At 62.0% G+C, this 12,217-nt stretch carries 12 protein-coding genes; 11 read left to right on the forward strand and 1 reads right to left on the reverse strand.

Translation table 11 applies throughout. The annotated features are described in order from the left end of the window. Window positions 1–282: 282 nt before the first annotated feature. The 9 genes from O7A70_RS04595 (at window position 283) to O7A70_RS04635 (ending at window position 9,372) form a co-directional block, all read left to right on the forward strand. Window positions 283–465 carry a Flp family type IVb pilin gene (locus tag O7A70_RS04595; RefSeq protein WP_140507625.1) on the forward strand — a complete coding sequence of 61 codons (183 nt, stop codon included), beginning with the start codon at window positions 283–285 and terminating at the stop codon, window positions 463–465. 172 nt (window positions 466–637) lie between these two features. Next, window positions 638–1,156 carry an A24 family peptidase gene (locus O7A70_RS04600; RefSeq protein ID WP_337139302.1) on the forward strand — a complete coding sequence of 173 codons (519 nt, stop codon included), beginning with the start codon at window positions 638–640 and terminating at the stop codon, window positions 1,154–1,156. A 212-nt stretch (window positions 1,157–1,368) separates the two neighbouring features. Continuing rightward, window positions 1,369–2,178: a Flp pilus assembly protein CpaB gene (cpaB, locus tag O7A70_RS04605; protein WP_337139304.1), complete on the forward strand. Its 810-nt coding sequence runs from the start codon at window positions 1,369–1,371 to the stop codon at window positions 2,176–2,178. Beyond that, the gene (locus O7A70_RS04610; protein WP_337139306.1) at window positions 2,175–3,689 is read left to right on the forward strand and encodes a type II and III secretion system protein family protein; all 1,515 of its coding nucleotides are present in this window, start codon (window positions 2,175–2,177) and stop codon (window positions 3,687–3,689) included. Before cpaB ends, O7A70_RS04610 begins: the two co-directional genes overlap by 4 nt. A gap of 14 nt (window positions 3,690–3,703) precedes the next feature. Then, window positions 3,704–4,435 carry a CpaD family pilus assembly protein gene (locus O7A70_RS04615; protein ID WP_337139308.1) on the forward strand — a complete coding sequence of 244 codons (732 nt, stop codon included), beginning with the start codon at window positions 3,704–3,706 and terminating at the stop codon, window positions 4,433–4,435. A gap of 46 nt (window positions 4,436–4,481) precedes the next feature. Continuing rightward, window positions 4,482–5,771, forward strand: coding sequence for an AAA family ATPase (locus tag O7A70_RS04620; protein ID WP_337139310.1), 1,290 nt, complete (start codon window positions 4,482–4,484; stop codon window positions 5,769–5,771). Window positions 5,772–5,794: 23 nt separating this feature from the next. Beyond that, window positions 5,795–7,294, forward strand: coding sequence for a CpaF family protein (locus O7A70_RS04625; RefSeq protein WP_337139312.1), 1,500 nt, complete (start codon window positions 5,795–5,797; stop codon window positions 7,292–7,294). 29 nt (window positions 7,295–7,323) lie between these two features. Next, a complete protein-coding gene (locus tag O7A70_RS04630) occupies window positions 7,324–8,337 on the forward strand; it encodes a type II secretion system F family protein (protein ID WP_337139313.1) in 1,014 nt (337 codons plus the stop codon). 9 nt (window positions 8,338–8,346) lie between these two features. Then, complete coding sequence (locus O7A70_RS04635; RefSeq protein WP_337139316.1) at window positions 8,347–9,372, forward strand: type II secretion system F family protein; 1,026 nt, start codon at window positions 8,347–8,349, stop codon at window positions 9,370–9,372. Between the two features lie 82 nt (window positions 9,373–9,454). On the opposite strand, the gene O7A70_RS04640 is transcribed toward O7A70_RS04635, so the two are convergent. After that, window positions 9,455–10,285, reverse strand: coding sequence for a tetratricopeptide repeat protein (locus O7A70_RS04640; protein ID WP_337139677.1), 831 nt, complete (start codon window positions 10,283–10,285; stop codon window positions 9,455–9,457). A gap of 130 nt (window positions 10,286–10,415) precedes the next feature. On the opposite strand from O7A70_RS04640, the gene O7A70_RS04645 reads away from it, so the two are divergent. Both O7A70_RS04645 and O7A70_RS04650 read left to right on the forward strand, forming a co-directional pair. Further along, complete coding sequence (locus tag O7A70_RS04645; protein ID WP_337139318.1) at window positions 10,416–11,780, forward strand: leucyl aminopeptidase family protein; 1,365 nt, start codon at window positions 10,416–10,418, stop codon at window positions 11,778–11,780. A gap of 70 nt (window positions 11,781–11,850) precedes the next feature. After that, complete coding sequence (locus tag O7A70_RS04650; RefSeq protein WP_140507608.1) at window positions 11,851–12,201, forward strand: MarR family winged helix-turn-helix transcriptional regulator; 351 nt, start codon at window positions 11,851–11,853, stop codon at window positions 12,199–12,201. Window positions 12,202–12,217: the final 16 nt, after the last annotated feature.

Raw genomic sequence — 12,217 nt, forward strand, 5'->3', positions numbered from 1 at the left:
GCCGCCGGATGTGGCGGTCGGCATGGCTACCGGCATGGCCGGATGCGCGCAGGGCCCGCAAGCTTCCGCAAGCCCTTGCCTTTTACGGCGTTGACCCGCGAAACGGAATATTAGCCAGCGCTTAGTGTAGAGTTAACCACGCACTCGGTTCGAGCCGGGAAAGGAATCGGTAAGGCTGTTTATTAAGCCGATTGAAAGAGCTTCTCCCTAGATTGGCAGCATCCGATCAACCATCACAGAAGTTGACGGAAGTGCTGTAACACGTGGAGTAGGAGCTCTCGAATGTCTAATCTCATCGCACGTTTCGTGAAGGACGAATCCGGCGCGACCGCCATCGAATATGGTCTGATCGCCGCTCTCATCGCGCTCGCCATCATCACCGGCGCCGGCGCCCTCGGCAATGCAATCAATGCCAAGTTTACCACTATCGGTACCGCGATGAACACCGCAGGCAGCGGCAGCTGATCTGTCGTATTGCTGAACACCCAGACTGCATTCTGGACAAGGGCCGCCGCGTTGCGGCCCTTGTCCTATGCCGCTGCCAATACCAGTCGTCTTTTCGTTCCGAGCCTCATCAATCGTTAATCGAACATGCCTAGATTGAGCCCCGTGGAATCCGACAATAGGCATAGCCCCGATGCTTGAAGCCCTGATCTTCGTCGTCTTTCCGTTCTGCATGCTGTTTGCCGCGATCTCCGACATGCTGTCGATGACCATCGCCAATCGCGTGCCGGTGCTGCTTGTCGTCGTCTTCGCGCTGGTGGCGCCGCTGACGGGCATGGAATGGGCGGCTTACGGCTGGCATTTCGCCGCCGGCGCCATTGTCCTGGCCGTGACATTCGGTCTGTTCGCCTTGGGTGGCATGGGCGGTGGCGATGCCAAGCTGCTGGCCGCCACGGCCGTGTGGATGGGGCTCAACGTCCATCTCGTCGAATATCTTGTCGCTTCGACAATCATCGGCGGCCTTCTGACAATCGCGATCCTGTTTTACCGGAAATCGCCTCTGGCGATGTTCACCGGACGCAATCCATTCCTGCGTCATTTTGCGGAAGAGTCAGCCGGTGTTCCCTACGGGATCGCGCTCGGCCTGGGTGGCCTGCTGACCTATCCCGATTCTCCCTTGATGGTTTGGGCGCTGGCAAGGCTGGCGAGCTGAATTCATTAAATTTTCGTCGGCCGACATGCCTTGCACGCCGGCTTTGCGGAGCGGCGGCCCAACATTTCCGCGCCTCACGGCGCGATCTATTCTAATTTGTATAAACCTTAAATTAATCACGATCGTAAGCATTGCATTAACCTTGTTTTGACGATTGCCGCTGCAAAGTCCGGCTTGGCCAGGTGGTTTGCCAAGGGCGAGGGTTCGGACAGATGCCAGCATCCCGATTGATTATTCTGAGCGTGGCGGTGGCCGCGGCGGGCGGTGCTGGCTATGTCGCGAAAAACATGGTGGCTCCGCCGCCTCAGGTCGTTGTCGATTCTGGCCCCCAGGCCCCCGCGGTGGCGCTGCAGGACGTGCTTGTGCTCTCGGGCGATGTCGCAACGGGCAACGCGCTCGAGAACAACATAGGCTGGCAATCCTGGCCTGCTGACGGCATCAACGCGAATTTCATCACCAAGGCCACAGCTCCCGATGCCCTGGAGAAGCTGAAAGGGTCGATTGCCCGTGTGCCGATGTATGCTGGCGAGCCCGTGCGGCGCTCCAAGCTGATCGGCGAGGGACAAAGCTTCATGTCGTCCATTCTGCCGTCCGGCATGCGGGCGGTCGCAACGACAATATCGGCGGACACTTCGGCCGGCGGCTTCATCCTTCCCAACGATTTCGTCGACGTCATCATGACCCGCAGGGCCGATGCCAACACCGGGGCCGGATTCAGCACCGAGACCATCCTGAAGAATATCCGCGTCCTGGCAATCGACCAGACCATCCAGGAAGACGAGGAAGGCAAGAAGACCAGGGTGGGCCAGACCGCCACGCTGGAGCTGACACCCAAACAGGCGGAGATCATCACCGTCGCCCAACAGATGGCGGATCGCCTGACGCTGGCGCTGCGGGCGATCACGGACACCCAGGAAAAGAATGTGGGCGAGGCCGACTATCTCGTTTCCGGCAATGGCCGCCGGGGAACGGTGAGGCTGATCAAGTCGGGCGAAGTCTCCGAAGTAGGGGCAAGGAAATGAGGCTAAGCGCTAAACTGCCGGCAATCGTCGCCACGGCACTCGGCCTTTTGCTCGTCGGAGCGAATGTGCAGGGCGTCGAGGCGAAGAGCACGCAAGTGTCGGCCACGACAGCCACCCAGCGCGTCAAGCTTGGCCTCAACAAGTCGGTGGTCATAGACCTGCCGAGCGATGCCTACGACATTCTTGTCGCCAATCCCTCTGTCGCCGATGCGGTGACCCGCACCGCAAGGCGCATCTACCTCTTCGGCAAGGCGGTCGGCGAAACCAACATCTTCGTCTTTGGGCCGAACGGCGAACAGATCGCCAGCTTGGACCTGGCCATCGAGCGCGACGTCGCTGGCCTGGAGGACTATATCAGGCGCTTCATTCCGACCTCGGCCGTCAAGGTGGAACTGCTCAACGACAACGTGGTTCTGACCGGCACCGTGGACACCCCCTTGGATGCCAAGCGTGCCGAACAGCTGGCAAATATGTTTGTGTCCGGCGGTGAAGCGACGACGGGACAATATTCGCAGACCGCCGCCGGCGGCTCGGCCCAGAGCGGTGTCGACATCAACAACCCGGACCAGGAGCGCCGCACCAGCCAAATCGTCAATCTGCTGCAGATCATCGGAGACGATCAGGTCACGCTGAAGGTGACGGTCGCCGAAGTCAGCCGCTCCGTGATGAAGCAGCTCGGTGTCAATATGGTCGGCAGCGGCGGCAGCAACGGCATCAGCTATGGCGCGCTCAGCGACCCTTTCACTGGTCTCGGAAAGCCGTTGTCGAACGCGGGCCTAAGCATCGGCTCCTCCGCACTCCAGGCATATATAAACGCCATGGAGCAGTCGGGGGTCATGAAGACGTTGGCCGAACCGACCCTGACCGCCGTATCTGGTGAGAAGGCGACGTTCAAGGTGGGTGGCGAATACAACATGGTGACCAGCGTCTCCGCGAATGTATCGCAAGACAACCAGACCGGCTTGAAGAACTATTCCGTCGATAAGATCGAGTACGGAATCGGATTGGAATTTCAGCCGGTGGTTTTATCGCCCGGCCGGATAAGCCTGAAAGTCAGGACTTCGGTTTCCGAGCCGACAACCGAGGGGTCCGTCTCGGCATCCACGGACAATCGGAGTATCGGCATGAATGCCTTGTCACTGCGCAAGCGTCTTGCCGATACGACCGTCGAACTGCCCTCGGGCGGCTCCATGATGATCGCCGGCCTGGTTCGCGACGATGTCAGGCAGGCCGTCAACGGCTTGCCTGGACTGACAAAGATTCCTGTGCTCGGCGCGCTCTTCCGCAGCAGGGATTTCGTGCGCAACGAGACCGAGCTCGTCATCATCATCACGCCCTATCTGGTGAAACCCGTGGCACGCAACGATCTCGCCAAGCCGGACGACAATTTCAACCCTCCGGGCGACGGGGCCGGCATGTTCCTTGGGCGTGTCAATCGCGTCTACGGCACCATGCAGACCGACAGGCCCAATGGCCGCTATCACGGCGTTGTCGGCTTCATCTACAAGTGAACGGGAAAGCAGACATGTCTCAGTCAGCATTGAAGGCAAGGACCATGGCGATGCGCTCCGGCCGTTCTCGGATAAGCCTGCGAGCCCTTCCGATCATGGCGGTGGCGGTATCGGCTCTGCTGGCCGGTTGTGCCCACCGCGACAGCATTACCGTCGGCGCCATTCCCGACGACTATCGCACCAATCATCCGATCGTCATCGCGGAGAAGAACCAGAAGATCGATCTTCCTGTCGGCGCCGGCGACCGCGGCATGACCGGCTCGCAGCGCGACACGCTCCTGGGTTTCCTCGACGGCTATGACAAGAGTGCCGCTCCGGCATTGACGATCCAGATTCCAAGCGGATCGGCCAACGAAGTCGCCGCGGCGGCGGCCGGCCACGATTTCGCCCGGCTCGCGGTCGCCGCGGGGATCAAGCGCGACCGGATCGTCGTGGTCTCCTATCAGGCTGGATCGAGCGAGGCATCAGCCCCGGTTCGTGTCTCCTACATCGCGGTGAGGGCACAGACCGACAAATGCGGACGTTGGCCCGCCGACCTGGTGGAAACGTCGGAGAACAAGCACTACGCCGATTTCGGCTGCTCCTATCAGAACAATCTTGCCGCCCAGATGGCCAATCCAGGCGATCTTCTCGGGCCGCGCAAGTCTACCACCATTGATGCGGCAAATCGCAGCAAAGCCATCGGTGTCTACCAAGACAGGGGCATTTCGGAGGAACTACTCGGCAACTCGGAAGTGACTTACTAAGCCGCCTCGGAAAGAAGCGACGCCACGAACAGGCCACGGAAAGAGCATGACCATGAGCAACCTTGCCTATGACGCCACCGTGGAGGCCGGTGACACCTCGCCGCAGGACGTCGCCGCGATGCAGGCGTTGCGGCCGGTTCCGCGTATTTCGATCCAGGCATTCTGCGAGACGGAGGGCGTTGCCAATCCGGTGCAGCGCGCCGGCGAGGACCGCCGCATGACCAAGGCGCACCTCAAGGTCCATATGGGCGGCGTTCCCACCGCCATCGAGTTCTACCAGTCGGCGCCGACACCGAACCTGATCCTGCTGGAATCGCGCAGCGAACCCAAGCAACTGCTGGAGCAACTCGCCCAGCTCTCGGAATACTGCGATCCATCCTCGAAAGTGGTGGTGATCGGTCACTACAATGATGTTGGTCTCTATCGCGAACTCATCCGCTCCGGCATCTCCGAATACGTCATCGCGCCGGTGTCGATGGCCGACGTCGTCAGCGTCGTGTCGTCGATCTTCGTCGATCCGGAAGCTGAACCGCTTGGCCGCTCGGTCGCCTTCGTCGGCGCCAAGGGCGGCGTCGGCTCTTCCACGATCGCCCACAATGTTGCTTGGGCAATGTCCTCCCTGTTCAAATCCGAGGTCGTTGTGGCCGACCTCGATCTCGCCTTCGGCACCGCCAACATCAATTTCGATCAGGATCCGGCCCAGGGCATCGCCGAGGCCGTGTTCTCGCCCGAGCGCGTCGACGAAGTCTATCTCGACCGGCTGCTGACCCAATGCGCCGAGCATCTGTCGCTGCTCGCGGCGCCCTCGACGCTGGAACGCGTCTACGACTTCGATCCCGATGCCTTCGCGCAACTTGTCGATACCGCGCAGCGCAGCGTGCCGATCCTTGTGCTCGACGTTCCCCATGTATGGACGGGATGGGCCAAGAACACGCTGGTCAAGGCCGACGAGATCGTCATCACGGCAACGCCGGAACTGGCCAATCTGCGCAACACCAAGAACCTGGTCGACATGTTGAAGCGGCTTCGCCCGAACGATCCGCCGCCGAAATTGATCATCAACCAGGCCGGCGTGCCCAAGCGGCCGGAGATATCGCCATCCGATTTCGCCGAGCCGCTCGGCCTGACACCGATGTCGGTCATCGGCTTTGATCCCTTGCTGTTCGGCAATGCCGCAAACAACGGACGCATGCTGGGCGAGATGGATGCCAAGAACCCGGTTGTGGCCACCATCAACGAGATTGCTCATGTGCTGACCGGCCGCAGCGAAATCAGGGCGAAAAAGAAGGCTGGCCTGGGCAGTCTGCTCGGCAAGCTCTCGCGCAACAAGAAGTGATGCAATGGGGTCGGTAGTCGGTCATGTTCGGTAAAAGAGGCAACGACGACGGCAATCGGTTCACGCCGGAATTTCGCCAGCCGGCACCGGTCGCGCCGGCCGCCGCGGTCTCGGCGGACACCGCGGTTCTTGCCCGGCCCGCGGCCACGCCTCAGCCGAGCGCGCCTGTCGCGCCACCGGCCAGGCGCGCGGTCGAGGCGCCGCCGATGGCGCCGGAACCGAGGAAAGGCCGCGAAAAGAGCGAAACCTACTACGATACCAAGAGCCAGGTTTTCTCGGCCCTCATCGATACGATCGACCTGTCGCAACTCGCCAAGCTCGATCCCGAAAGCGCCCGCGAGGAAATCCGCGACATCGTCAACGATATCATCGCGATCAAGAACTTCGCGATGTCGATCGCTGAGCAGGAAGAACTGCTCGAGGACATCTGCAATGACGTGCTCGGCTACGGGCCGCTCGAGCCGTTGCTCGCGCGCGACGACATCGCCGACATCATGGTCAACGGGTCCAAGAACGTCTACATCGAAGTCAACGGCAAGGTCGAACAGACCAACATCCGCTTCCGCGACAACCAGCAGCTGCTCAACATCTGCCAGCGCATCGTCAGCCAGGTCGGCCGGCGCGTCGACGAATCCAGCCCGATTTGCGACGCCCGTCTTCCCGACGGGTCGCGCGTCAACGTCATTGCGCCGCCGCTGGCCATCGACGGCACCGCGCTCACCATCCGCAAATTCAAGAAGGACAAGCTGACGCTCGACCAACTGGTCAAGTTCGGCGCCATCTCTCCGCAAGGGGCCGAAGTTCTCAAGATCATCGGCCGTGTCCGCTGCAACATCGTCATCTCGGGCGGCACCGGCTCCGGCAAGACGACATTGCTCAACTGCCTGACCAACTATATCGACCGTGATGAGCGCGTCATCACCTGCGAGGACTCGGCCGAACTGCAACTGCAGCAGCCGCATGTCGTGCGCCTGGAAACGCGTCCGCCCAACCTTGAGGGCGAGGGCGAGGTGACGATGCGCGACCTGGTCAAGAACTGCCTGCGCATGCGTCCCGAACGCATCATCGTCGGCGAAGTGCGCGGACCCGAGGTCTTCGACCTCCTGCAGGCGATGAATACCGGCCATGACGGCTCGATGGGAACGATCCACTCCAACAGCCCGCGCGAATGCCTGAACCGTATCGAGTCCATGATCGCCATGGGCGGCTATTCGCTGCCGCAGAAAACCGTGCGCGAAATCGTCGTCGGCTCCATCGACGTGATCATCCAGGCGGCGCGCCTGCGCGATGGATCGCGCCGCATCACCCACATCACCGAAGTGATCGGGATGGAGGGCGACGTCATCATCACGCAGGATATTGTCCTCTACAACATCAAGGGCGAGGACGCCAACGGCAGGCTGCTGGGTGAACACGTCTCGACCGGCATCGGCCGCCCCCATTTCTGGGAGCGGGCTCGATACTATGGCGAGGAGCAGCGTCTCGCCACAGCGCTCGAGGCTATGGAGAAACGTGCTGACTGACGCATACGCAGGCGTGAAGGTTCTGGTCGATGTTTGGAATTGACGGCACCGTATTGGCGTTTGTCGTGCTCGCCGGCTTCAGCGCCGGCGCGGTCGCCTATGCATTCCTGTTCACCCAGATCAGCAATGAGAAACAGGCCGGAAAGCGGCTTGAAACGATCAAGGCCGCCGAGACGGACCGTTCTGTCGTCAAGGCGACCCGTGACCGCGCGGCGGACGCGGCCAAGCGCCGCAAATCGGTGCAGGATTCCCTGAAGGAACTCGACGAGAAGCAGAAGACCAAGGATACCGCCGTCAAGAAGCCGCCGCTGAAAGCCCAGCTTCGCCAAGCTGGGATGAAGGTGCCGATCGAGCGTTTCTATATCTATTCGGCCATATTCGGCCTCGCGCTGACAATCGTCGCGTTCATGGCCGGAGCGCCGATGATTGTCTTGCCCGGTGTGCTGCTCGCCGGAGCGCTCGGCCTGCCGCGTTGGTTCGTCTCCTTTCGTCGTACCCGCCGCGTCAAGTCATTCCTCAACGAATTTCCAAACGCGCTCGACATCATCGTGCGGGCGGTCAAGTCCGGCCTGCCGCTGAACGACGCCATACGCCTGATCGCCAATGAATCGCCTGAACCCGTGAAGGCCGAGTTTCGCCGGATAGTCGATTCGCAGCAGATGGGCCTGTCGATCCCCGACGCGACCTTGCGCATGCCCGAAACCATGCCGTGCACCGAGGCGAGTTTCTTCGGCATCGTCATCCAGATCCAGTCGCAGGCCGGTGGCAATCTCTCCGAGGCGCTGGGTAACCTCTCGCGCGTGTTGCGCGACCGCAAGAAGATGAAGGCCAAGGTCGCGGCACTGTCGATGGAAGCGAAAGCATCCGCCGCCATCATCGGCGCCTTGCCTTTCATCGTCGCCTTTCTCGTCTATCTCTCCAGTCCCAACTATTTGATGCCGCTGTTCACGACCAGCGTCGGCCATTTGATACTCGGTTTCGCCGCCGTCTGGATGTCGATCGGCATCTTCGTGATGCGCAAGATGATGAACTTTGAAGTCTAGGGCCGCGGCATGACCGAACAAGCCATCAAATCACTGACGGATCCCAGCTTCCTGATTGCGCTGCTGGTCGCTATCGCCGTGTTCGCAACCGTCTTTACGCTGCTCCCTGCGCTTGGCGGAAACCAGCTCAAGGCGCGCATGAAATCGGTCGCGCTGGAGCGTGATGAGCTTCGCGCCAAGCAGCGCGCGCGGCTTGCGACAGAGGCCGATCGCCGCCGCAAGGGTCTGCGCGAGGAACAGTCGATCGGCATGCGCAACATTGTCGACCGGCTCGATCTGCGGCGTGCGTTGGCCGACGAGGCCACCTTGCAAAAGCTCAAGGTTGCCGGCTTTCGCGGGCAGAATCCGCTAACGCGTTTTCTGTTCTTCCGCCTGGTGCTTCCTTTTGTCGGCTTCGCGCTCGGTCTGTTCTATATTTTCGTGCTCGGAGGATTGCCCGATAAGCCATTGGTGGTCCGGCTGTTCGTTTGCGTCCTGGTTGCCTATGGCGGCTTCTACGCGCCGGTCCTCTACGTCAACAATCGCGCGACCAAGCGCAAGCAGTCGATCCAGATGGCGTGGCCGGATGCGCTCGACCTGATGCTCATCTGCGTGGAGTCCGGCATGTCGGTGGAAGCCGCGCTGCGCAAGGTCGCCGACGAGATCGGCGCGCAGTCGGTGGCCTTGGCGGAAGAATTCATCCTGACCAACGCCGAACTCTCCTATCTGCAGGAGCGCAAGCAGGCTTACGAGAACCTGGCCAGCCGCACGGGGCTGGAATCGGTCAAGTCTGTGTCGCAGGCGCTTGTCCAGGCCGAACGCTACGGTACGCCGGTAGCGCACGCGCTGCGCGTGCTCGCCGCCGAAAGCCGCGACATGCGCATGAACGCCGCCGAGAAAAAGGCGGCCGCCCTGCCGCCCAAACTCACCGTGCCGATGATCTTGTTCTTCCTGCCGGTGCTGTTTGCCATCATCCTGGGGCCGGCGGGCATCCAGGTCAGCCAGCGCGGTATCTTCGGCGATCATCCCGGGGCGGCCGCGTCGACCAGCCAGTAACCAACGCAGAATCCGTCTGCGAAAACAAAAGCCGCGCTGCAATCGAGCGCGGCTTTTACGATTTGCGGTAAGCCCGCGGCGATCAGTTGGTGGCGGTTTTCGCCGGTTTCGCCTTGTCCTGGTCCTTGAGCTGGCTCCAGGCGTTCTGCTGGGCCAGCATCTGCCTGAGATAGGCGACGTTGGCCTGTGCCTGTTCGGGGGAAAGTTCCTGCGAGGCGATCTTCTCGGCTTCGTCGAAACGACCCTGCAGGCCGACAACGAGCGCCAGGTTCTGGCGCACCCGGCTGTCGGCGTTCGACTGCTGGGCGGCCGACCGCATATAGGTCTCGGCGGTGCGCAGATCCCCTTCCAGCACATAGGACATGCCGAGATTGGAAAGGATCGAGGGCTCGTTCGGCTTGAGTTCGAGGGCCTTGCGGTAGAGTTGGCGCGCCTCGTCCTTCTGACCGGTCTGATCGAGGATGGCCGCCTCCGCCGACACCAGCCTCCAGTCGGGATATTCCGGCGTCTGTGCGCGGCGCACCGCATCGAGCGCCGCCTCGAACTGGCCGTTGGCGGCCAGCGCCTTGCCATAGGCGGCGAGTACGTCGCGGTCCTTGGGATAGGCGATCGCCAGCTTGCGCATCACGGCGAGCGACTGGTCGGCATCCCCATCCATTTGCAGCGCCGCCGCGAAATTGGTGGCGATTCGCTTGTCGGTGGGGTTCCTCGCATAGGACTGGCCAAGAGCGGACGTGGCATTGTGCAATTCTCCCGCCGACATCGTCTCCAGCGGCTTTCCGCTGGTGCGTCCGATCGAGCCGGTGGTGAACTTGTCGGTTGCGCATCCCGCGACACCTGCCGCGAGCGCCAACATGAATGCCGTGGTGATGAGCCGCTTTCCCTGGATGTTTATCGTGCGGTTGGTCGGCATCGGCACCTGGGCCTCCATTCATGCGCGTGGCCATTGCGTGGCCATCTTCCCTCCAGCAGAAATATTCTGTTAACCCTAACGGAGGGTTAAGAAACGCCGACTCGGGCGAGTTCGGCAGGAGAAACGTCTGATGTCCGTGGAACTGGTCGAGAACAAGCTGAAGAACCCGCTGCCGATCCATCTGGTCGCTAGGGACGGCCTGGACGCGGCCGGTCTGTCGCCGTCTATTGTCGCTTGGGCCAAGGCAAACGGCTTTTCCGGCGAGGCCGGCAGGACGCTGGCCGTGCCCGGCGAGAACGGCGCACTCGCGGGCGCCATGTTCGGTCTTGGCGACGGTGAGGGCGCGCTCGGTCTGGGCGCGCTGTCGAAAACCCTGCCGGAAGGCGACTGGCACTTCGCCTCGGCGCCGGCCGAGCCTGAATTGGCGGCGATCGCGCTGGCGCTCGGCGGCTATGTCTTTACCCGCTATGGCAAGAAGCCGGGCAAGGCGCTGCGCTTCGAATTGCCGGCCGGCGTCAATGCGCAGCGCGTTCGCCGCATCGCCGACGGCGTTTTCCTGACGCGTGACCTCGTCAACACACCGACCAACGATATGGGGCCGGACGATCTGGAGAGGGCAGTGCGGGTCCTGGCTGGGACCCACAAGGCCGAAGTCTCCGTCATCAAGGGCGACGACCTGCTCACACAGAATTTCCCGATGATCCACGCCGTCGGCCGTGCATCGTCCGATGCGCCGCGCCTGATCGACTTAACATGGGGGCAGCAAGGCGCGCCGAAGGTGACCCTGGTCGGCAAGGGTGTCTGCTTCGACACGGGCGGCCTCGACATCAAGCCGTCCTCGGGCATGCTGTTGATGAAGAAGGACATGGGCGGCGCGGCCAATGTGCTGGGCCTGGCCTCGATGATCATGGCGGCTGGGCTCAAGGTGCGGCTGCGGGTGCTGATCCCCGCGGTCGAGAATTCGATTGCCGGCAACGCCTTCCGCCCGGGTGACGTGCTGGCCAGCCGCAAGGGCATATCAGTCGAGATCGGCAATACGGACGCGGAAGGAAGGCTGGTGCTGGGCGATGCGCTGGCGCTTGCCGACGAAGAGGAACCGCAGCTCCTGGTCGACATGGCGACCCTGACCGGAGCAGCCCGCGTCGCGCTGGGTCCCGACCTGCCGCCCTTCTACACCGATGACGAGGCGTTTGCCGCGGAGCTTGCGGCCGCCTCCATCGCGGTCGAGGATCCGCTGTGGCGCATGCCGCTGTGGCGGCCCTACGACGCGAGACTGTCGTCGAAGATCGCCGACATCAACAACGTCACCACGGACGGTTTCGCCGGGTCGATCACGGCCGCGCTGTTCCTCAAGCGCTTTGTCGAGAAGTCGGCAAGCTGGGCCCACTTCGACATCTTCGCATGGAACCCCGCCGATCGCCCGTACGGCCCTTCCGGTGGCGAGGCGCAAGGCATCCGCGCGTTGGAGCGGATCATCTCGACGCGCTATGGCTGATGCGCAAGCAGAGCCGGCAACTTGCAGAAACTGAAACGGAACCGAAACAATTTGCCGTCATGCTGGCACGATGTCGATTGCGATGCGCCCGAGCCAGGCCTTGCGACTGTGGCAGCAAGTGATGCTGTCGCAGGTGCGCGAGGATGCGCCTGATCTCACCATGCGGCAGACGGCGATCCTGTTCACCATCTATCTCGATCCGCCGCCGCACACCGTGCGCGGGCTTGCCGCCCGTCTCAACGTCACCAAGCCGGTCATCACGCGTGCGCTCGACACGATGGGCGCGCTAAAACTGGTGTCGCGCCATCGCGACGAACTCGACAAGCGCAATGTCCTGATCAAGCGCACGGTCGAGGGTGCGCTCTTTGTCGAGCGCTTCGGCGATGGTATCATTGCCAAGGCACACGACCTGCCGATCTGAACAATTTTCCTATCTA

This window comes from Mesorhizobium sp. Cs1299R1N1 (assembly GCF_037179655.1).
GTDB classification, from domain to species: Bacteria; Pseudomonadota; Alphaproteobacteria; order Rhizobiales; family Rhizobiaceae; genus Mesorhizobium; species Mesorhizobium salmacidum.